Genomic DNA, 19,617 nt, shown 5'->3' with positions numbered 1-19,617 from the left:
AGGGGATGGAGGAACTGCCCATGGGATTCGGGCTTGAGCACAAAGGTAGGGATAAAAATTAGAATGCACACCCTAAGCGCAAGGGTGGCTGATCATCACCGCCGCAGCGGCCTGTTGCGCCAAAGGGCTGCAGGGCAGCCCAAGCGACCCGGGCTCAGGCCAACGCCTTGTCCAGCGCCCGCTCGATTTCGCCCTTGATCGTGCCGCTCATGATCGACAGCATCATGCCCAGCTTCAGCTCGACGCGAATGCTCTCGTCACTGATCTGCACGCTGCCGTTGGCGCCGCTGCGGGTGACGTCGACACGGTCGCCGTTCCACGTGGCCTTGAGGTCGTATTCGCGGCTCAGTTTCTCTACCAGCGCCTCGGCCTTGGCACGGGCGGCTTCGCGGCCAAGCGAGTGTTTGCGTTCAACGCTGATCTGGGTCATGGGGGCAATCCTGGATATGAAGACAATGCTCACATTATGCCCGCCCACGCCCCACGGCACACCCCGCCAAGACAAATCCGCCCGTAGCCCCTAGAATGGCGGTAATTTTTTCCGGTGATGCGATATGAACGACCAGCGCAAAGGCGAACACGCCGAACCCACCACTCACTTCGGTTTCAAGGATGTGCCAGAGAGCCAGAAGGCGCAGAAAGTCGCCGAGGTTTTCCACTCCGTGGCCGCCAAGTACGACCTGATGAACGACGTGCTGTCGGGCGGCATGCACCGCCTGTGGAAGCGCTTCACCATCGAGCTGTCCGGTGTGCGCAGTGGCAATCGGGTGCTGGACATCGCCGGTGGCACCGGCGACCTGGCGGCCAAGTTCTCGCGCCTTGTAGGCCCGACCGGGCAGGTCGTGCTCGCCGACATCAACGCGTCCATGCTCAAGGTCGGCCGTGACCGCCTGCTCGACCGCGGCGTGGCCGGCAACATCGAGTTCGTCCAGGCCGACGCTGAAAAGCTGCCGTTCCCGGACAACCACTTCGACTGCGTGACCATCGCCTTCGGCCTGCGCAACGTGACCCACAAGGACGACGCCATTCGCTCCATGCTGCGGGTGCTCAAGCCCGGCGGCCGGTTGCTGGTGCTGGAGTTCTCCAAGCCGACCAACAAGCTCATGTCCAAGGCCTACGACGCCTATTCGTTCGCCTTCATGCCGCTGGCCGGCAAGCTGATCACCAATGACTCGGAGAGCTACCGCTACCTGGCCGAGTCGATCCGCATGCACCCCGACCAGGAAACCCTCAAGGCGATGATGGTCGATGCCGGCTTCGACCGCGTCACCTACCACAACATGACCAGCGGCATCGTTGCCGTGCACCGGGGAATCAAACCCTGATGGTGCTGGCCGGCCTGCTTGCCAGCGTCGAACATGGCCTGAACCGCGTCCTGCGCATGGACAGCACGGCCCTGCCGCGGCTGGCCGCGCTCGAAGGCAAGGTGATCGCCATCGACTGCCTGCAGCCGGCCCTGCAGGTCTATATCCTGCCGGATGAAGAAGGCCTGATGCTCGCCGCGCACTGGCAGGGCGAGGTCGACTGCAGCCTGCGCGCGCCGGCCAGCAGCCTGGTGCAACTGGCCTTCGCCAAGGACAAGAGCGCCGTGCTGCACAGCCCGCAGGTCCAGCTGCATGGCGACAGCGCCGCGCTGCTCGACCTGGTCGCGGTGCTGCAGGACCTCGAGCTCGACTGGGAATACGAACTGGCGCGCTGGCTCGGCCCGGTGCCCACCGCACTGCTCGCAGGCCACCTGCGCCTGCGTGTGCGCTGGACCCGCCAGGGCCTGGCACGGTTCAGCCAGAACCTTTCCGAGTACCTCGCCGAAGAATCCCGTACCCTGGTCGGCCGTCGCGAAGCCGAAGCCGCCTTCAGCGAGCTCGACACCGTGAAAGTCGATATTGAACGCCTCGAGGCGCGCATCCGCCGCCTTGCCCGATCCCTTGATACCAGCGATAACGCATGAAGCTGCTCGCCGTCCGCCGTCTGTTGCGCATCCAGCGCGTCGTGATCCGCTACCGCCTCGATGACCTGCTGTTCGACCTGCCCTTGCCCTGGTGGCTGAGGAGCCTGCGCCTGCTCATGCCCTGGCGCTGGCTGCCACGCAAGCCGTCCACGCTCAGCCGTGGCGCGCGCCTGCGCCTGGCCTTGCAGGACCTGGGGCCGATCTTCATCAAGTTCGGCCAACTGCTGTCGACCCGCCGCGACCTGCTGCCGATCGACATCGCCGACGAACTGATGTTGCTGCAGGACCGGGTGCCGCCGTTCGACCCGCAACAAGCCGTAGCGCTGATCGAAGAGCAGCTCGGGGCCAAGGTCGGTGAGGTGTTCAACCGCTTCGACGTCGAGCCGCTCGCCTCGGCCTCGGTGGCCCAGGTGCACGCCGCGCGCCTGAAGACCGGCGAGGAAGTGGTGGTCAAGGTCGTGCGCCCTGGCCTCAAACCGATCATCGCCCAGGACCTGGCCTGGCTGTTCCTGATCGCCAAGGGCGCCGAGCGGGTGTCTGCCGATGCCCGCCTGCTGCACCCGGTGGAAGTGGTCGGTGACTACGAGAAGACCATCTACGACGAGCTCGACCTGCTCCGCGAGGCGGCCAACGCCAGCCAGCTGCGGCGCAATTTCGAAGGCTCCGAACTGATGTACGTGCCCCAGGTGTACTGGGACCTGTGCCGGCCCAAGGTGCTGGTGATGGAGCGCATCTACGGCGTGCCGGTGACCGACATGGCGACCCTGGCCGACCAGCGCACCGACATGAAGCTGCTTGCCGAGCGCGGCGTCGAGGTGTTCTTCACCCAGGTGTTCCGCGACAGCTTCTTCCACGCCGACATGCACCCCGGCAACATCTTCGTCAGCACGGTCAAACCGTGGAGCCCGCAGTACATCGCCATCGATTGCGGCATCGTCGGCAGCCTCACCGGCGAAGACCAGGACTACCTGGCGCGCAACCTGCTGGCCTTCTTCAAGCGTGACTACCGCCGCGTCGCCGAGCTGCACATCGACTCCGGCTGGGTCCCGGCGCACACCAAGGTCAACGAGTTCGAGGCGGCGATCCGCACCGTGTGCGAGCCGATCTTCGAAAAACCGCTGAAGGACATCTCCTTTGGCCAGGTCCTGATGCGCCTGTTCCAGACCGCGCGGCGCTTCAACATGGAAGTCCAGCCGCAACTGGTGCTGCTGCAGAAGACCCTGCTCAACATCGAAGGCCTGGGCCGTCAGCTGTACCCCGACCTCGACCTGTGGAGCACCGCCAAGCCGTTCCTCGAGCGCTGGATGCGCGACCGCATGAGCCCCAAGGCCGTGCTCGGCAACCTCTACAGCCAGGCCGAACAGCTGCCGCACCTGGCCGACATGACCCGCGACCTGCTCGAACGCCTGTCGCAACCGCACCTGCAGGACCCGCAACTGCCCGAACGCCGCCGTCAGGGCGACAACTGGGCACTGCGCCTGCTCGGCGCCGGCCTGCTCGGCGGGGGCGCGACCCTGGCCGGCCAGGCGGCGGGGGCGCTCAGCCTCAGCGCCCCCGCCGCCTGGCCGGCCTGGTTGATGCTGGCCGCCGGCCTCTACCTGATCGTGCGCCGATAGCCAGCCGCGCCGCTGGCTGGCACACTAGCGCTACAGGCCCGGTACAGGAGCGGGCCCGGTTTTGGAGTCGACGATGAAAGACTGGCTGGACGAGATCAAGTGGAACAGCGACGGCCTGGTACCGGCCATCGCCCAGGACCACAAGACCGGACGCGTATTGATGATGGCCTGGATGAACCGCGAATCGCTGGCGCTGACCGCCACCGAGCAGCGCGCCATCTACTGGTCGCGCTCACGTGGCAAGCTGTGGCGTAAGGGCGAGGAGTCGGGGCATGTGCAAAAACTGCACGAAATGCGCCTGGACTGCGACGCCGACGTGATCATCCTGATGGTCGAGCAACTGGGCCAGATCGCCTGCCATACCGGCCGCGAAAGCTGCTTCTACCGCGTCTACGAAAACGGCCAGTGGAGCACCGTCGACCCGGTCCTGAAAGATCCCGATGCAATCTACCAGGCAGGACACTGACATGAGCGATACCCTGACCCGCCTTGCCGAGGTGCTGGAGGCCCGCAAAGGCGCGGCCCCGGACAGCTCCTATGTGGCCAGCCTGTATCACAAGGGCCTGAACAAGATCCTCGAGAAGCTTGGCGAGGAATCGGTAGAAACCATCATCGCCGCCAAGGACGCCGCCCACAGCGGCGACTGCAGCGATGTCATCTACGAGACCGCAGACCTGTGGTTCCATAGCCTGGTGATGCTCTCGGCTCTGGGCCAGCACCCACAGGCGGTGCTCGACGAACTCGAACGTCGCTTCGGCCTCTCCGGCCACGACGAAAAAGCCGCCCGCCAACCCTGACCCATGGGCGCGGGCTCGCACCCCACAGCATTGGCTAGACCCTACCTATTTGAACGGAGTACACCATGGGTATTTTTGACTGGAAACACTGGATTGTTCTGCTGGTCGTTGTCGTCCTGGTGTTCGGCACCAAGAAGCTGAAAAACCTCGGCGGTGACCTCGGCGAGTCGATCAAGGGCTTCCGCAAGGCCATGAGCGATGAAGAAAACAAGCCCGCCGAGCAGACCCCACCGCCGGTTCAGCCTGTGCCACCGACCCAGCAGCCGCACACCACCGCGCCGCTGAACCAGACGCACACCACCATCGAAGGCCAGGCGCAGCCGGTCCAAGAGCCACAGCGGAAAGACTGACCCATGTTTGGTATCAGCTTCAGCGAGTTGCTGCTCGTCGGCCTGGTCGCCCTGGTGGTGCTCGGCCCCGAGCGCCTGCCTGGCGCCGCGCGTACCGCGGGCCTGTGGATCGGGCGCCTCAAGCGCAGCTTCAACAACATCAAGATGGAAGTCGAGCGCGAAATCGGCGCCGACGACATCCGCCGTCAGCTGCACAACGAGCACATCCTGTCGATGGAGCAGGAGGCCCGGCGCATCCTCGATCCGCACGCCTACGCGCCAAAAGCCGTTGATACGCCGGTCGCCAACGGCACTCCAGCGGCCACTGTGGTCGACGTGCCCGTCGCGGGGCCAGCACCTGCCCACGGCACACCGCTGGCCGACGACGCCAGCGTGCCGCCGGTTACTCCCGAGCCACCCCAGACGCCACGAGCCCCATGAGCGATAGACCGGAATCCGACCAGCCGATGCCGCTGGTCTCGCACCTGACCGAACTGCGCACCCGCCTGCTGCGCTGCGTCGCCGCCATCTTCCTGATCTTCGCCGGGCTGTTCTCGTTTGCCCAGCAGATCTACACCCTGGTGTCGGCGCCGCTGCGTGACCACTTGCCGGCCAACGCGACGATGATCGCCACCGACGTCGCCTCGCCGTTCCTGACGCCGTTCAAGCTGACCATGATCGTCTCGCTGTTCCTGGCGATCCCGTTCATCCTGCAACAGATCTGGGGCTTCATCGCGCCGGGCCTGTACCGTCACGAAAAACGCATCGCCATCCCGCTGCTGATCTCGAGCATCATCCTGTTCTACGCCGGCATGGCGTTCGCCTACTTCCTGGTGTTCCCGCTGATCTTCGGCTTCTTCGCCAGCGCCACCCCGGAAGGGGTGTCGATGATGACCGACATCGCCAACTACCTCGACTTCGTCATGACCCTGTTCTTCGCCTTCGGGGTCGCCTTCGAGATCCCGGTGGCCGTGGTGCTGCTGGTGTGGATCGGTGTGGTCGACGTGAAGTACCTGAAGAAGATCCGCCCGTACGTGGTGATCGGCTGCTTCGTGGTCGGCATGGTCCTGACCCCGCCGGACATCTTCTCGCAGACCCTGCTGGCCGTACCGATGTGGCTGCTGTTCGAGATCGGCGTGCTGTGTGGCGGCCTGATCCGCAAGCGCAGCGACGTTGACGCGCCTGCGGCGGACGACCACAACGACCAACCGCCCGCTACCCAGCCATGAACCTGTTGCTGCTCGAGGAGGCCGACTTCATCTCGGCCGACCGCGTGGTCCTGGCTGATCGGCGCTTCACCCATATGCAGGAGATCCACCGCGTGGCGGTGGGCGACACCCTGCGCGTGGGGCGGATCAACGGGCTCATGGGCCAGGCCACGGTGGTGCGCCTGGAAGGCCACGAAGCCGAGCTGCAGGTCGGCTTCGACCAGCCGCCGCCGGCCAAGCTGCCGTTGACCCTGGTGCTCGCCGTGCCACGGCCGAAGATGCTCCGCCGCCTGTTCCAGACGGTCGCCACCCTTGGCGTGCCGCGGCTGATCCTGGTCAACAGCTACAAGGTCGAGAAGAGCTTCTGGCAGACGCCCTTCCTCACCCCTGAGAGCATTCGCGTCAACCTCATCCTTGGCCTTGAACAGGCACGCGACACGGTGCTGCCGGAAGTGCTGATCGAGAAGCGCTTCAAACCGTTCGTCGAAGACCGCTTGCCCGCCATCACCGCCGGCACCGTCGGCCTGGTCGGTCATCCCGGCCCCTATCCGGCCTGCCCGCGTGCCGTGCAAGAGCCGGTAACGTTGGCGATCGGCCCCGAAGGTGGGTGGATCCCCTACGAAATCGAGCTACTGGGCAAAGCCGGCCTGGCGCCGGTGCAACTGGGCGATCGGATCCTCCGGGTCGAGACCGCAGTCACCGCCCTGCTCTCGCGAATTTTCTGACCAATCGGTCAGTCTTTTAGCCATAAAGTTTCCCCGGCGCGAGCCGATGGCCTTTGCAGTACAACAATTATCTGCGCTGCCATCGCCGGGGAGTCGAACATGTACCAGTGGTTTGCCCAGTCTCTGGGAAATATGAGTGTCAGCCGCAAGCTCGGCTTTGGCTTCGGCCTGGTCCTGCTGCTTACCCTGGCCATTACCTTGACCGGATGGTCGGGTGTCGACAGCGTTACGACGCGTGGCGACAAGCTCGGCAATATCTCGGTCATTCACCAATACACCCAAGAATTGCGCATCGCCCGCCAGCACTATGAGCGTACCCGCGATGAAGCCGGGGTCGCCGAGCTGGACAAGGCCCTGGGCGATATCGAGCGCCAGGTCGAGCGGATGCTCGGCCAGATCGAGCAGCCCGCCGACCTGCAGCGCCTGGAGCAGCAGCGCCAAGCCGTGCGCGAGTATCAGCAGGCCTTCACCGACCTCAAGCAGGCCGGCCAGCGTCGCGAAGCCAGCCGCGGGGTGCTGGGCGACAGCGCCGACAAGGCTGCCGCACTGATTGGCCAGGTCCAGCAGCGCCTGCTCCAAGCCGGCGATATCAGCCAGTACCAGAACGCCGTCGAAGTCAGCGCCCTGCTGCAGCAGGCGCGCTTCCAGGTCCGCGGCTACACCTACAGCGCCAAGGCCGAGTTCCAGCAGACCGCGCTGGGCGCCATCGACCAGGCCCTCGCCGTGCTCAAGGCCCTGCCCGGCAAACTGCCCGCTGAATACGCCGCCAGCCTCGACGACGCCGCCAGCGCCCTCGCCGCCTACCGCGACGCGGTCAACCAGTTCAGCAGTGCCCAGGTGGCCAGCGACCAGGCCCTGCAACGCATGGTCACGCAGGGTACGGTGCTGCTCGACACCAGCCAGCAGATGACCCTGTCGCAGACCGCCGTGCGCGACCAGGGCACCCACCAGGCCAAGCTGCTCCTCGCCGGCGCCACCGGCCTGGCCCTGTTGCTCGGCCTGCTGGCCGCCTGGGTGATCACCCGGCAGATCGTCGTGCCGCTGCGCTACACCCTGACCGCCGCTGAACGCGTGGCCAATGGCGACCTCAGCCAGAACCTGCAGGTTGACCGGCGCGACGAGCTGGGCCAGTTGCAGGCCAGCATGCAGCGCATGACCCAAGGCCTGCGCGAGCTGATCGGCGGCATCGGCGACGGTGTCACGCAGATCGCCAGCGCCGCCGAGGAGCTCTCGGCGGTGACCGAGCAGACCAGCGCCGGGGTCAACAATCAAAAGGTCGAAACCGACCAGGTGGCGACCGCCATGAACCAGATGGCGGCCACCGTGCACGAGGTGGCGCGCAACGCCGAGCAGGCCTCGGAGGCGGCGCTGATGGCCGACCAGCAGGCTCGCGAGGGTGACCGGGTGGTGAGTGAAGCGATCGCCCAGATCGAGCGCCTGGCGGGTGAGGTGGTCAACTCCAGCGAGGCGATGAACCAGCTGAAGGCCGAAAGCGACAAGATCGGCAGCGTGCTCGACGTGATCAAGTCGGTCGCCCAGCAGACCAACCTGTTGGCGCTGAACGCCGCGATCGAGGCCGCACGCGCCGGTGAGGCCGGGCGTGGTTTTGCCGTGGTAGCCGATGAAGTGCGCAGCCTGGCCCAGCGCACCCAGCAGTCGACCGAAGAGATCGAAGCACTGATCGCCGGCCTGCAGAGCGGCACTCAGCGGGTGGCCAGCGTGATGGACGCCAGCCGCGGACTGACCGACAGCAGCGTCGAGCTGACGCGGCGTGCCGGCGGTTCGCTGGAGACCATTACCCGCACGGTGTCGTCGATCCAGGCCATGAACCAGCAGATCGCCACCGCGGCGGAACAGCAGAGCGCGGTGGCCGAGGAGATCAACCGCAGCGTGATGAATGTGCGGGATATTTCTGATCAGACCTCGGCGGCCAGTGAAGAAACGGCCAGCTCGAGTGTCGAGCTGGCGCGGCTGGGCACCCACCTGCAAGGGCTGGTGGGGCGCTTCCGGCTGTGATGTATCGCAGTGCCCTAGGATAATTCCTAGGGCATCTAGCGACTTTTCCTACACGATTTGCAGGTCCAGTCCCACAGCCCCTCTGCCGATGAGCAAGCATGGCCACACCCCCGTGGCCATCACTCGAATGGACGGAGGCATGCCATGTTCGGATACATCAATCAAAGGCTCGGCAACCTGAGCGTCAGGCTCAAGCTTGCCCTGGGCTTCAGCGTGGTCCTGTTGCTCACCCTGGCCACCACGGTCAGTGGCTGGCGGGCCCTCGACGATGCCATCACCCGCTCGCAGCAACTGAGCGAAATCACCCTGATCAGCGACCTGAGCAAAGACCTGCGTGCCGAGCGCATCACCTTCCGGGTGCTGGCGGATGACACCAGCAACGCGCGTATCGGGGCCATCATCGAGCAGTTGGACAAGCGGCTCAGCGCCCTGCACCAGCGCAGCAGCGTCGACGCCTCGCGCGAGCTGATCAGCGACAAGCTCACGCGCTTGCAGCAACTGCGCGCCGACTTCACCGCCCTGCTGCGTGCGGTCGACCAGCGCCGGCAGCTGCGCGAAACCATGCAGGCCCGGGAGCACACGCTCGGCGAGGTGATCGACGACCTGCAAAACCAGGCCCTGCTGAAACTCCCCGCCGACAGCCCGCAAGGCGCCATGCTCGGCCTGATGGACACGCTGTCGCGCCACGTCGACGGTGCCAATCAGCAAAGCCTGGTGCCCGCCTATACCTTCGCCCCGGTGGACGACTTCGCCAAGGTCGGCGACAGCGCCCTGAGCGCCGCTGACAGCACCCTCGCGCAACTGCTCAAAGCGTTGGCGCCGCTGGGCCTGCCCAGCGCCCTGCTGGAGCGGCCGGGGGTCGAGCTGGCCAGCTATCGGCGCAGCCTCGAGCAGTACCGCCGCGCGGCCATAGACGTGGAGCGGCTGCAGAACGACATGGAGAAGATCGGCGAAGAGCTCAGCGCCGCCAGCGTCGCCCTGGGCCAGAGCAAGATCGAGCAGCGTGACCATGAGGCGCTGGCGGCCCGCTCCCTGCTGACCAGCGTCGCCCTGCTGGCGCTGGTGGTGGGTGTGCTCGCCGCCTGGGTGATCACCCTGCAGATCACCCAGCCGCTGCGCCAGACCCTGGCCCAGGCCGCGCGCATCGCCCGTGGCGACCTCAGCCAGGTAACAGCGGTGGCGCGCCGTGACGAGATGGGCCAACTGCAGCAGAGCATGCGCGACATGACCCTGAGCCTGCGTGAGCTGATCGGCGGTATCGACCTGGGCGTTGGCCAACTGTCGAGCGCCGCCTCGCAGCTGGCGAGCGCCAGTGCCGACACCAAGGTGCGGATCAACCAGCAGAGGGAGGAGACCGACCAGGTCGCCACCGCCATGAACCAGATGAGCGCGACGGTGCAGGAGGTGGCGCAGAATGCCGAACAGGCCTCGCAGGCCGCGACCACCGCAGACCACCAGGCGCAGCTGGGTGACGAGGTGGTCAACCAGGCCGTGGCCCAGATCGAGCAACTGGCCGGGCAGATGGACCATTGCCTCGAGGCCATGCAGCACCTGGCGGCGGAGGGCCTGCGCATCGGCAGCATACTCGATGTGATCAAGTCGGTGTCGGCGCAGACCAACCTGCTGGCGCTGAATGCCGCCATCGAGGCGGCGCGCGCCGGTGAGGCCGGCCGCGGCTTTGCCGTGGTGGCCGACGAGGTACGTGGGCTGGCGCAACGGACCCAGCAGTCGACGGAAGAGATCGAGCTGTTGATCGCCAACCTGCACAGCGGTACCGACGAGGTCACCCGCCTGCTCGACAGCAGCAAGCAGCTGACCGAGCGCAGCGTCGCGCTGAGCCGCCAGGCCGGCGACGCCTTGGGCGAGATCACCCAGACCGTGTCGAGCATCCAGGGCATGAACCAGCAGATCGCCACGGCCAGCGAGCAGCAGAGCGTGGTGGCCGAGCAGATCAACCGCAGTGTGATCAATGTGCGCGATGTGTCTGACCAGACCAGTGCGGCGAGTGAGCAGACAGCGGCTTCAAGTGGCGAGCTGGAGCAGTTGGGGCAGCAGCTGCGGGGGATGGTGGGGCGGTTCAGCCTCTGACAGCAGCGCTTAGCTGCAAGCGGCAAGAAAAAGCCGAACGGTGATGGATGGGCCATCGCGGTTCGGCTTTTTCTTTCAGCTTGAAGCTTGCAACTTACAGCTGCTGTTAGAGCACCTGACGCAGGAACGCCTGGGCGCGCGGGTCTCTTGGCGAATCGAAGAACGCCACCGGCGCAGAGTCTTCGAGCAGCTTGCCGTGATCGAAGAACAGCACCCGATCCGCCACTTCCCGGGCAAAGCCCATCTCGTGGGTCACGCAGACCATGGTCATGCCTTCCTGGGCCAGGGTCTTCATCACGTCGAGCACCTCGCCGACCATCTCCGGGTCGAGCGCCGAGGTCGGCTCATCGAACAGCATGACCTTCGGGTCCATGGCCAACGCGCGGGCAATCGCCACGCGCTGTTGCTGGCCGCCCGACAACCGCGAAGGAAACTCGTTGGCCTTCTCGGCAATCCCGACCTTGCTCAGCAGCGCGCGTGCCTTGGCTTCGCGATCCGCCTTGTTGCGCTTGCGCACGACCTTCTGCGCCAGGCACAGGTTTTCCAGCACGGTCATGTGCGGGAACAGGTTGAAGTGCTGGAAGACCATGCCGACTTCACGCCGATAGGCATTGATGTCGGTCTTCGGGTCGTCCAGCTGCAGGCCGTTGATCGACACATGGCCGGCGTCGAAATGCTCCAGGCCGTTCAGGCAGCGCAGGAAGGTCGATTTGCCCGAGCCCGACGGGCCCAGCACCACCACCACTTCGCCTTTGGCCACCTGGGTGGTGACGTTGTCTACCGCACGCACTACCTGGCCGCGGGTGTCGAACACTTTCAGCAGGTCACGGACTTCAATCACTTTGCGCAAGCCTCCGCTCGAGCCGGCTGGCAAGGTGCGACAGCGGCAGGTTGATCAGCAGGTACAGGCCTGCCACGCAGAACCAGATCTCGAAGGTCGAGAACGAGGTGGTGATCGCCTCGCGCCCGCTCTTGGTCAGCTCGGTGATGGCGATCACCGACACCAGCGAGGTGTCCTTGACCAGGCTGATGAATTGCCCGGCCAGCGGCGGCAACACGCGCTTGAAGGCCTGTGGCAGGATCACGTGACGCATCGACTGGCCGGCATTCAGGCCCAGCGAACGGGCCGCCTCGTTCTGCCCCTTGGCGATCGACTGGACCCCGGCGCGGACGATCTCCGCCACATAGGCGCCGGTGAACAGCGCCAGCGCCGCCACCCCGGCGAACTCGCGCGAGAGGTTGAGCACGGTACCGATGAAGAAGTAGAAGATGAAGATCTGCACCAGCAGCGGCGTGCCGCGCACCAGCTCGACATACACCGTCGACAGGTCGCGCAGGGTCGGGTTGTTGGACAGCCGGCAGAGCCCGGCAAACAGCCCGACCAGCAGGCCCAGCGCACCGGACACCACCGACAGCCACAGCGTGGTCCACAGCCCCCAGGCCAGCGGGCCGGGCGCCCAGTGCCGGGTCACGCCAATCTGATCGCCTTCGGCGACGTCGTCACCGCGGCTCAGCTGCAGGCTGTTCTTGTCCACCTCGAGCACTTGCTCGGCGCCGTCCTCACCCTTGAGCGTGACGCGCGCGCTGTCGCCCTGCAGGACGATGTCTGCGACGGTACCGTAGCTGGCCGCACGCTGGGCGTCTTCGGCCTGGTAGGCGAAGTACTGGGGGACGCGGTTCCAGCGCCACTCGTAGGACATCATCGAGGTGGCCAGGTACAGGCTGATCGCCAGGCCCACCAGCACCAGCGCGGTCAGCGCGTGCCAGGGCCACTGGGCTTTCTTGTGTTTGATCACGTGGGGTACTTCCGTAAATGCGAACGCGCAGGGTGTGCCTGCGCGTTGGGGGTCAAAGCCGCGGCTTGTGGCCTGGGCTCTTATTCCATTTCCTTCAGCCAGTCCTTGTTCTTGAACCACTTGTCGTGGATACGATCGTAGGTCCCGTCATGCTTGATCTGGTGCAGGAAGTTGTTGATGAAGTTGACGCTGTCGTAGTCGCCTTTCTTCAGGCCGAAGGCCAGCGGCTCGTAGGTGAAGGGTTCTTCGAGGAACAGCAGCTTGCCAGCGCCGGCCTTCTCGACCGCCACGACGTTGTACGGGGCGTCGTAGACGAAGGCATCAGCCTTGCCATTGACCACGTCCATCACCGCTTCCTGCTCGTTGTCGTAGCCGTGGTACTTGGCTTTGCTGATGAGCTTCTTGGACACCATCTCGCCGGTGGTGCCGAGCTTGGAGGTGATGCGGTACTTGTCGCTGTTGAGGTCCTTGTACGACTTGATCTCGCCGGCCAGTTCCTTGCGGATCAGCAGGGTCTGGCCAACGACGATGAACGGTTCGCTGAAGTTCAGGCGCAGGTTGCGTTCCTGGGTCAGGGTCATGCCGCTGCCGATCATGTCGAACTTGTTGGTCAGCAGGGCCGGGATGATGCCGTCATACGCGGTGGAGACGGTCTCCAGCTTGACGCCCATCGACTTGGCCATGGCCTTGAGGATGTCGACTTCGAAGCCGATGATCTCGCCGCGCTTGTTGGTCATCTGGAACGGCATGTAGGTAGGGTCCATGCCCACCCGCAGGGTGCCGCTCTTGACCGCGTCGTCGATGGCGCCAGCCTGTACGGCCGATACCGCGACCAGCGCAGTGACGCCGACCAGCAGTCGCGACAGGTATTTTTTCATCATCACCAAGTCCCCTAGCAAAGGAAGAGTACGAATCTTATCGTTGGCACGACCGTACCGGCCGGCGTGGAATATCGGAGAGGGATGCTAACGCATGCGCGGCCTGGGACCTAGAGCCGGGGGGGACTTTGTTGGCCAAAATCGGTCGAGGGGGTGTCAGGCAGGAGGGTGTGAAACCCTTCGCGGGTAAACCCGCTCCCACAGGGGCTATGTATCGCCCTGTGGGAGCGGGTTTACCCGCGAAGAGGACGGATCAGGCGCCGACGAGCGTCGGTTGGCCCTCATTCTCCGGGTGCAGCGGCAGCAACGGCGAATGCGGATCGCTGTTGATCGAGTTGCGCCAGAGGTCGATCCAGGCCGCGTGGTGCTCGGCCCAGACCCGCTCGTGCAGGCGCGACAGCGCCACCGGGTCGCTCAGCAAGGCCAGACGGGTATTGCCGTCGAGCCCCTTCGGCCCCACTTCCAGCGCCTTGGCGATGCGCTCTTCGCGCAGCGCTTCGATCGGTGCGGCCTGACCGTGACGGGCGGTGCCCATGGCGCAAGCCAACGCGTTCTGGCGCGGGTCGACCACGGCCCGCACAAAACCGTCGTTCAGTGCATGCCAACGGTTCTCGTGGGTGTACTGGTCGGTGGACAACAGCTCATGCGGCGTGGCGTATTCCTCAGGGATCAGGAACAGCTTCTCGTCCTTGGCACGCAGGCCAAGACGCGTACGGCTGGAGATCACCGACACCGGGATCGACAGCACCAGCGAACCGACGATCGGCGCCAGCCACCAGAGGAAGCTCGGGTTCAACCAGGCCACCAACGCCGCCCAGGCAAAGCCGAGCAGGGTCTGTGGACCATGGCGACGTACCGCTTCGCTCCACGGCGTCGAGTCATCGTCACGCTGCGGCGAGTTCCAGGTCGCTGCCCAGCCGAGGAACGCGGCCAGCACGAAGCGGGTATGGAAGATCATCCGCACCGGCGCCAGCAGCATCGAGAAGAGCATCTCGATGAACATCGACAGGGTCACCTTGATGCGCCCGCCAAACTCGGTGGCACCCTTGGCCCAGATCAGGATGATGCTCAGCAGCTTGGGCAGGAACAGCAACACGATGGTCGTCGAGAACAGCGCGATGGCTTTTTCCGGGTGCCATTGCGGCCACAGCGGGTACAGCTGGAACGGCTCGATGAAGTATTGCGGCTCCATCAGCGTGTTGGTCGCCAGCAACGCCGTCGACAGCACCAGGAAGAAGAACCACAACGGCGCCGACAGGTACGACATCACCCCGGTGAGGAACACCGCGCGGTGTACCGGGTGCATGCCCTTGACCAGGAACAGGCGGAAGTTCATCAGGTTGCCGTGGCACCAGCGGCGGTCACGCTTGAGCTCGTCGAGCAGGTTGGGCGGCAACTCTTCATAGCTGCCCTCCAGGTCGTAGGCGATCCACACGCCCCAGCCGGCACGGCGCATCAGCGCGGCTTCGACGAAGTCGTGAGAAAGGATCGCACCGGCAAAGGCGCCCTTGCCCGGCAACGGCGCCAGGGCGCAGTGCTCGATGAAGGGCTTCATGCGGATGATCGCGTTGTGGCCCCAGTAGTGCGACTCGCCCAGCTGCCAGAAGTGCAGGCCGGCGGTGAACAGCGGGCCGTACACGCGGGTGGCGAACTGCTGCAGACGCGCATAGAGGGTGTCCATGCCCGACGCCTTCGGCGCGGTCTGGATGATACCGGCGTCCGGGTTGGCCTCCATCAGGCGCACCAGGCTGCTCAGGCACTCACCGCTCATGACGCTGTCGGCGTCGAGCACGACCATGTACTTGTACTCGCTGCCCCAGCGACGGCAGAAGTCGTCGAGGTTGCCGCTCTTGCGCTTCACGCGGCGGCGGCGACGGCGGTAGAAGATCCGCCCGAAGCCCTTGGCCTCGCGGCACACGTCCAGCCAGGCCTGTTGCTCGGCAACGGCAATGTCAGGGTCGTTGCTGTCGCTGAGCACGAAGAAATCGAAGCGATCGAGGTTGCCGCTGGCAGCGACCGACTCGAAGGTCGCACGCAGGCCGGCGAAGACCCGTGGCACGTCCTCGTTGCAGATCGGCATCACCAGCGCGGTGCGCGCCTCGGCGGCGATCGGCTCGTTGCCGGCACTGCTGCCGGAGATCTTGTACTTGTCGCGCCCGGTGAGCAGCTCGAGGAAGCCCATCAGCGCGGTCCAGAAGCCCGCCGACACCCAGCAGAAGAGGATGCCGAAGAGGATCAGGATGGACGTCTGCAAGGCGTACGGCCAGACCTGCACGACCGTGTCCCAGAGCGGCTGGTTGAGAATTTCGTCGAGATCGACGAACGACCAGCCCTGGTACGGCAGGATGCCCTTCATGTACCAGCCAGCGACGATGGTCTGGCCGAGCATCAAGGTCAGCAGGATATAGCGGCGCATCGAACCGACCCAGCGCCAGCGCGCCGGTGGCAGCTCGCGCTCGGGTGGCTGGGGCGCGTTGGGGCGGCCGGTCATGCGTCGCCACATGCGCACCAGGATGTTGGTGCGCCACGGCTCGGGCAGGACCCGGGTCCGCTTGATCGGCGGCGCGATCTTCAGGCACAGCCGGCCGTTACCGTCGACGCCGAGCATCTCGGCCTCTTCCAGTTCGGCGGCGCTGCCCACGGTCAGGCGCGAGCCCACCGAGGCCTGGACGGCCTCGCTGGGGTTGGCGCCAGGGTCGGCCGCCAGGCGCTGATGCAGCTCGCTGAACGAGGTGCAGTCAGCAAGCTGCGCGCGCTGCTCGTCGCTCAGGGGGAGGTGGGCCAGGTACTCGCCAAGCGATTCTGGCCTTGCGCTTGAATTACTCATCGGCAGGCAACTGATAGCTCCAGGTTTCGGTCAGCACCTTCTCGGTGGTGGCCGGGGCCCCGTTGGTGGACGCCGCGTCGGCGGCGGGTTGCTCGGCAGGCTTGTCAGCCTTGGCATGCTTGGCCGCGGCCTTGTCCTGCTTGGTTTCCTTGGCAGGCTTTGGCGCTTCGACCGGCACGTCCTGCAGCAGCGCTGCGCGCATTTCAGTGGCTTTGTTGGCTTCCTTGACCTTCAGTCGCAGGGTCAGGCGCCAGCCTTTGGTCTCTGGGTTATAGCGCAGATTGTTCTCGACCACCTCGGCATTGTCGCCAACGCTGATCTGGCTGCGAACCGCGGCGTCTTCCTTGAGGCTGGCCAGCGCAGGGCCGGCGAAGTCGATCAGGAAGGCCACGCTGCCGTCTGGCTGACGGATCAGGTTGGACTGCTTGACGTCACCGGTCGAACGCAGGGTCTGCTTGACCCAACCCAGGTCGGGCGCCTGGAACTTGGGCTCGTCGATGGTCCAGTGCAGGCGGTAGTTGTAGTCGACCGGCTTGCCTGGCTCAGGCAGTGTTTCCGGGCTCCAGAAGGCGACGATATTGTCGTTGGTTTCGTCGGCGGTCGGGATCTCGACCAGATCGACGGTACCTTTGCCCCAGTCACCCTTCGGCTCGATCCAGGTGCTTGGACGCTTCTGGTAATTGTCGTCGAGGTCTTCATAGTCGCTGAAGGCGCGCTGACGCTGCATCAGGCCAAAACCACGCGGGTTCTCCACGCTGAAGTTGCTCACGGCCAGGTGCTTCGGGTTGTTCAGCGGACGCCACAGCCACTCGCCGTTGGCCGCATGAATCGACAGGCCTTCGGAGTCGTGCAGGGCCGGACGGTAGTTGAGCACCTTGGACGGCTGGTTGGGGCCGAACAGGAACATGCTGGTCAGCGGCGCAATGCCCAGGCGGCTGACGTGGTCACGCAGGAACACCCGCGACTTGACGTCGACGATGGTGTCGCTGCCCGGACGCACGGTCAGCTTGTAGGCGCCGGTGGAACGCGGCGAATCGAGCAGCGCGTAGATCACCAGGTGCTTGTCGGCCGGCTTGGGCTTCTCGACCCAGAACTCGGTGAACCGCGGGAACTCTTCGCCAGACGGCAGCGCGGTGTCGATGGCCAGGCCACGGGCCGACAGGCCATAGGCGTGGCCCTTGCCGACCACGCGGAAATAACTGGCGCCAAGCAAGGTCATGATCTCGTCTTGCTTGTCGGCCTTGTTGATCGGGTAGAGCACGCGGAAGCCCGCGTAGCCGAGGTTCTCGACGGTCTTGGCGTCGTGCGGCACGTCACCGAAGTCGAAGCGGCTGGCGTCGTACTTGATTTCCTCGACCTTGGACGCGGTGACTTCGTTGATCTTCACCGGCGTGTCGAAGTGCATGCCCTGGTGGTAGAAGGACAGCTTGAACGGCGTCTTGTCCTGGGCCCACTCGGCCTTTTCCTGGAGGAAACGGATTTTCTGGTAGTCGGCGTACTTCATGTCACGGAACACCGCCGGCAGATTGCTCTTCGGTGCTTCGAACTTCTGGCCGGCCAGATCCTTTGCCTTGGCTGCTACATCGTCAAGATTGAATGCCCACAGCTGCCCGGCGCTCAGCAGGCCGACCAGTGCCACGCCAGCCGCCAGGGCCGTACGCAGCCGATTGCCGGGGATTCTTGGTGCATTACAGGGACTTACAATCACGAGCAACCCTCGCCGAAAACAGATCATGAAACCAACGGCCAGCGACCAATGCCGGGTTGGCGAGCACTGTTCGGACCCCGTGAGGGCCTAATGATTCCCCAAACGGATCCAGACAATGCTCGAGTCAAGGTGAAACGAACCTGCGAACGCAGGTCCACGCAGCGCGCGATTATCCAGCAGGCCGCGTTACAACGCATCAGGCTGTACAAACTATTTATCGTACAAACCCCCTTGTTTTCCTGCAAACAAGGGGATTTTTCGCCTCAGATTTGTAACATAAATGTTACGGGGCCATCATTGACCAGGTGCACCTGCATATCTGCACCAAAACGGCCGCTGGCGACGTCGTCGTGTGACGTCCGTGCCCGCTCCAGCAGGTAGTCGAACAGCTCGGCGCCGAGCGCCGGTGGCGCGGCCGTGGAAAACCCCGGGCGCATGCCGCTGCGGGTGTCTGCGGCCAGGGTGAACTGCGACACCAGCAGCAGGCCGCCGGCGGTGTCCTTGAGCGAGAGGTTCATCTTGCCGTCGGCATCACTGAACACCCGGTAGTTAAGCAGTTTGTGCAACAGCTTGTCGGCATGCTCGCGGGTATCTTCAGGCTCGACCGCCACCAGCACCAGCAGGCCCTGATCGACGGCGCCGACGATTTCCCCGGCAACCTCTACCCGGGCACCGCGCACACGCTGCAGCAGGGCTTTCATGCTTCTTCCAACGGCAGGTCGAGCAGGCGTCGGGCCATCTGGTCGGCGGCGCGAACCAAGGCGTCGGTGATGCCCGGCTCGGACGCGGCATGACCGGCGTCACGGATCACCTTCAGCTCGCTGTTGGGCCAGGCCTGGTGCAGCTCCCAGGCGTTTTCCAGCGGGCAGATGACGTCGTAGCGGCCATGCACGATCACCGCCGGCAGGTGGGCGATCTTGGGCATGTCACGGATCAGCTGGTTCGGCTCGAGGAAGGCATTGTTGGTGAAGTAGTGGCACTCGATGCGCGCAATCGACAGCGCCCGCTGCGGCTCGGAGAAGCGATCGACCACCAGCGGATTGGGGCGCAGGGTCGCGGTGCGGCCCTCCCAGGTCGACCAGGCCTTGGCGGCATGCATCTGGGCGATCTGGTCGTTGCCGGTCAGGCGCTTGTGGAAGGCCTTGACCAGGTCACCGCGCTCTTCCGACGGGATCGGCGCCAGGTAGTCCTGCCAGTAATCGGGGAACAGGCGGCTCGCGCCCTCCTGGTAGAACCAGCGGATCTCCTGCGGCCGGCACAGGAAGATGCCCCGCAGGATCAGCCCATGGACACGCTCGGGGTGGGTCTGGGCATAGGCCAGGGCCAGGGTCGAACCCCAGGAGCCGCCGAACAGCACCCATTTGTCGATGCCCAGGTGTTCGCGGATGCGCTCCAGGTCTTCGACCAGGTGCCAGGTGGTGTTGTTTTCCAGGCTCGCGTGCGGCGTCGAGCGGCCACAACCGCGCTGGTCGAAGGTAATGATCCGATACAGATTGGGGTCGAAGTAGCAGCGGCTCTGGGCGTCGCAGCCGGCGCCCGGGCCACCGTGGATGAACACCACGGGCAGACCTTCTGGCGAACCGCTCTCATCGACATACAACACATGCGGCGCTTCCACGGCCAGATCGTGCCGGGCGTAGGGTTTGATCTGCGGGTACAGGGTCTGCATTGCGCACTCCGT

Annotated in this window: 19 protein-coding genes and 2 pseudogenes; 13 read left to right on the top strand and 8 right to left on the bottom strand. The window is 65.0% G+C overall.

Going from position 1 to position 19,617, the window contains the following annotated elements; translation table 11 throughout:
* Nucleotides 1-154: 154 nt before the first annotated feature.
* Entirely contained in the window at nucleotides 155-430 is a 276-nt protein-coding gene (locus CCOS865_RS27315) for a polyhydroxyalkanoic acid system family protein (RefSeq protein WP_119146791.1), read from the bottom strand.
* Nucleotides 431-554: 124 nt separating this feature from the next.
* Between CCOS865_RS27315 and ubiE the strand changes: the two genes are divergently transcribed.
* From ubiE to CCOS865_RS28895, 13 genes and pseudogenes are all read left to right on the top strand, one after another.
* Nucleotides 555-1,325 carry a bifunctional demethylmenaquinone methyltransferase/2-methoxy-6-polyprenyl-1,4-benzoquinol methylase UbiE gene (ubiE, locus tag CCOS865_RS27310; protein ID WP_119146789.1) on the top strand — a complete coding sequence of 257 codons (771 nt, stop codon included), beginning with the start codon at nucleotides 555-557 and terminating at the stop codon, nucleotides 1,323-1,325.
* Nucleotides 1,325-1,948 carry a ubiquinone biosynthesis accessory factor UbiJ gene (locus CCOS865_RS27305; protein WP_119146787.1) on the top strand — a complete coding sequence of 208 codons (624 nt, stop codon included), beginning with the start codon at nucleotides 1,325-1,327 and terminating at the stop codon, nucleotides 1,946-1,948. Before ubiE ends, CCOS865_RS27305 begins: the two co-directional genes overlap by 1 nt.
* Nucleotides 1,945-3,564, top strand: coding sequence for a ubiquinone biosynthesis regulatory protein kinase UbiB (ubiB, locus tag CCOS865_RS27300; RefSeq protein ID WP_119146785.1), 1,620 nt, complete (start codon nucleotides 1,945-1,947; stop codon nucleotides 3,562-3,564). The genes CCOS865_RS27305 and ubiB overlap by 4 nt, the downstream gene beginning before the upstream one ends.
* A 73-nt stretch (nucleotides 3,565-3,637) precedes the next feature.
* Nucleotides 3,638-4,030, top strand: a complete 393-nt coding sequence (gene hisI / locus CCOS865_RS27295) for a phosphoribosyl-AMP cyclohydrolase (protein ID WP_119146783.1) — start codon at nucleotides 3,638-3,640, stop codon at nucleotides 4,028-4,030.
* A 1-nt stretch (nucleotide 4,031) separates the two neighbouring features.
* The gene (locus CCOS865_RS27290) at nucleotides 4,032-4,361 is read left to right on the top strand and encodes a phosphoribosyl-ATP diphosphatase (protein ID WP_119146781.1); all 330 of its coding nucleotides are present in this window, start codon (nucleotides 4,032-4,034) and stop codon (nucleotides 4,359-4,361) included.
* Nucleotides 4,362-4,426: 65 nt separating this feature from the next.
* A complete protein-coding gene (locus tag CCOS865_RS27285) occupies nucleotides 4,427-4,711 on the top strand; it encodes a twin-arginine translocase TatA/TatE family subunit (RefSeq protein WP_119146779.1) in 285 nt (94 codons plus the stop codon).
* A 3-nt stretch (nucleotides 4,712-4,714) separates the two neighbouring features.
* On the top strand, nucleotides 4,715-5,131 hold the full coding sequence (gene tatB, locus CCOS865_RS27280; RefSeq protein WP_119146777.1) for a Sec-independent protein translocase protein TatB: 417 nt from the start codon (nucleotides 4,715-4,717) through the stop codon (nucleotides 5,129-5,131).
* On the top strand, nucleotides 5,128-5,919 hold the full coding sequence (tatC, locus tag CCOS865_RS27275; protein WP_119146775.1) for a twin-arginine translocase subunit TatC: 792 nt from the start codon (nucleotides 5,128-5,130) through the stop codon (nucleotides 5,917-5,919). The genes tatB and tatC overlap by 4 nt, the downstream gene beginning before the upstream one ends.
* Complete coding sequence (locus tag CCOS865_RS27270) at nucleotides 5,916-6,623, top strand: 16S rRNA (uracil(1498)-N(3))-methyltransferase (protein ID WP_119146773.1); 708 nt, start codon at nucleotides 5,916-5,918, stop codon at nucleotides 6,621-6,623. The genes tatC and CCOS865_RS27270 overlap by 4 nt, the downstream gene beginning before the upstream one ends.
* A 99-nt stretch (nucleotides 6,624-6,722) precedes the next feature.
* Nucleotides 6,723-7,784 (top strand): annotated as a pseudogene (locus CCOS865_RS28910) (methyl-accepting chemotaxis protein); the annotation flags it as partial.
* Nucleotides 7,767-8,639, top strand: coding sequence for a methyl-accepting chemotaxis protein (locus CCOS865_RS28905; RefSeq protein ID WP_415842592.1), 873 nt, complete (start codon nucleotides 7,767-7,769; stop codon nucleotides 8,637-8,639). The pseudogene CCOS865_RS28910 and the gene CCOS865_RS28905, both read left to right, overlap by 18 nt.
* A gap of 144 nt (nucleotides 8,640-8,783) precedes the next feature.
* Nucleotides 8,784-9,872: pseudogene (locus tag CCOS865_RS28900) on the top strand (methyl-accepting chemotaxis protein); the annotation flags it as partial.
* On the top strand, nucleotides 9,855-10,727 hold the full coding sequence (locus tag CCOS865_RS28895; RefSeq protein WP_415842591.1) for a methyl-accepting chemotaxis protein: 873 nt from the start codon (nucleotides 9,855-9,857) through the stop codon (nucleotides 10,725-10,727). The pseudogene CCOS865_RS28900 and the gene CCOS865_RS28895, both read left to right, overlap by 18 nt.
* Before the next feature lie 106 nt (nucleotides 10,728-10,833).
* Here CCOS865_RS28895 and CCOS865_RS27255 read toward each other — a convergent pair whose 3' ends face one another.
* From CCOS865_RS27255 to pip, 7 genes are all read right to left on the bottom strand, one after another.
* Nucleotides 10,834-11,568, bottom strand: coding sequence for an amino acid ABC transporter ATP-binding protein (locus CCOS865_RS27255; RefSeq protein WP_119146767.1), 735 nt, complete (start codon nucleotides 11,566-11,568; stop codon nucleotides 10,834-10,836).
* Nucleotides 11,561-12,523: an amino acid ABC transporter permease gene (locus tag CCOS865_RS27250; RefSeq protein ID WP_119146765.1), complete on the bottom strand. Its 963-nt coding sequence runs from the start codon at nucleotides 12,521-12,523 to the stop codon at nucleotides 11,561-11,563. The genes CCOS865_RS27255 and CCOS865_RS27250 overlap by 8 nt, the downstream gene beginning before the upstream one ends.
* Nucleotides 12,524-12,603: 80 nt before the next feature.
* Nucleotides 12,604-13,401: a transporter substrate-binding domain-containing protein gene (locus CCOS865_RS27245; RefSeq protein WP_119146856.1), complete on the bottom strand. Its 798-nt coding sequence runs from the start codon at nucleotides 13,399-13,401 to the stop codon at nucleotides 12,604-12,606.
* A 253-nt stretch (nucleotides 13,402-13,654) separates the two neighbouring features.
* Nucleotides 13,655-16,228 carry a glucans biosynthesis glucosyltransferase MdoH gene (gene mdoH / locus CCOS865_RS27240; RefSeq protein WP_119146763.1) on the bottom strand — a complete coding sequence of 858 codons (2,574 nt, stop codon included), beginning with the start codon at nucleotides 16,226-16,228 and terminating at the stop codon, nucleotides 13,655-13,657.
* Entirely contained in the window at nucleotides 16,221-17,936 is a 1,716-nt protein-coding gene (locus CCOS865_RS27235) for a glucan biosynthesis protein G (RefSeq protein ID WP_208644572.1), read from the bottom strand. Before CCOS865_RS27235 ends, mdoH begins: the two co-directional genes overlap by 8 nt.
* Nucleotides 17,937-18,199: 263 nt before the next feature.
* Nucleotides 18,200-18,637: a D-aminoacyl-tRNA deacylase gene (gene dtd / locus CCOS865_RS27230; protein WP_119146761.1), complete on the bottom strand. Its 438-nt coding sequence runs from the start codon at nucleotides 18,635-18,637 to the stop codon at nucleotides 18,200-18,202.
* Nucleotides 18,634-19,605: a prolyl aminopeptidase gene (gene pip, locus CCOS865_RS27225; RefSeq protein WP_119146759.1), complete on the bottom strand. Its 972-nt coding sequence runs from the start codon at nucleotides 19,603-19,605 to the stop codon at nucleotides 18,634-18,636. The genes dtd and pip overlap by 4 nt, the downstream gene beginning before the upstream one ends.
* Nucleotides 19,606-19,617: the final 12 nt, after the last annotated feature.

Origin of the sequence: Pseudomonas reidholzensis (assembly GCF_900536025.1) — a bacterium.
Taxonomy (GTDB): Bacteria; Pseudomonadota; Gammaproteobacteria; order Pseudomonadales; family Pseudomonadaceae; genus Aquipseudomonas; species Aquipseudomonas reidholzensis.
Note: the sequence above shows the minus strand (reverse complement) of the source record. Positions and strands in the feature narration are given on the sequence as shown.

Excerpts from the sequence above, each read along its gene's own strand:
- CCOS865_RS27315 (WP_119146791.1), bottom strand. The coding sequence starts at position 430 with ATGACCCAGATCAGCGTTGAACGCAAACACTCGCTTGGCCGCGAAGCC.
- ubiE (WP_119146789.1), top strand. The coding sequence starts at position 555 with ATGAACGACCAGCGCAAAGGCGAACACGCCGAACCCACCACTCACTTC.
- CCOS865_RS27305 (WP_119146787.1), top strand. The coding sequence starts at position 1,325 with ATGGTGCTGGCCGGCCTGCTTGCCAGCGTCGAACATGGCCTGAACCGC.
- ubiB (WP_119146785.1), top strand. The coding sequence starts at position 1,945 with ATGAAGCTGCTCGCCGTCCGCCGTCTGTTGCGCATCCAGCGCGTCGTG.
- hisI (WP_119146783.1), top strand. The coding sequence starts at position 3,638 with ATGAAAGACTGGCTGGACGAGATCAAGTGGAACAGCGACGGCCTGGTA.
- CCOS865_RS27290 (WP_119146781.1), top strand. The coding sequence starts at position 4,032 with ATGAGCGATACCCTGACCCGCCTTGCCGAGGTGCTGGAGGCCCGCAAA.
- CCOS865_RS27285 (WP_119146779.1), top strand. The coding sequence starts at position 4,427 with ATGGGTATTTTTGACTGGAAACACTGGATTGTTCTGCTGGTCGTTGTC.
- tatB (WP_119146777.1), top strand. The coding sequence starts at position 4,715 with ATGTTTGGTATCAGCTTCAGCGAGTTGCTGCTCGTCGGCCTGGTCGCC.
- tatC (WP_119146775.1), top strand. The coding sequence starts at position 5,128 with ATGAGCGATAGACCGGAATCCGACCAGCCGATGCCGCTGGTCTCGCAC.
- CCOS865_RS27270 (WP_119146773.1), top strand. The coding sequence starts at position 5,916 with ATGAACCTGTTGCTGCTCGAGGAGGCCGACTTCATCTCGGCCGACCGC.
- CCOS865_RS28905 (WP_415842592.1), top strand. The coding sequence starts at position 7,767 with ATGCAGCGCATGACCCAAGGCCTGCGCGAGCTGATCGGCGGCATCGGC.
- CCOS865_RS28895 (WP_415842591.1), top strand. The coding sequence starts at position 9,855 with ATGCGCGACATGACCCTGAGCCTGCGTGAGCTGATCGGCGGTATCGAC.
- CCOS865_RS27245 (WP_119146856.1), bottom strand. The coding sequence starts at position 13,401 with ATGAAAAAATACCTGTCGCGACTGCTGGTCGGCGTCACTGCGCTGGTC.
- mdoH (WP_119146763.1), bottom strand. The coding sequence starts at position 16,228 with ATGAGTAATTCAAGCGCAAGGCCAGAATCGCTTGGCGAGTACCTGGCC.
- dtd (WP_119146761.1), bottom strand. The coding sequence starts at position 18,637 with ATGAAAGCCCTGCTGCAGCGTGTGCGCGGTGCCCGGGTAGAGGTTGCC.
- pip (WP_119146759.1), bottom strand. The coding sequence starts at position 19,605 with ATGCAGACCCTGTACCCGCAGATCAAACCCTACGCCCGGCACGATCTG.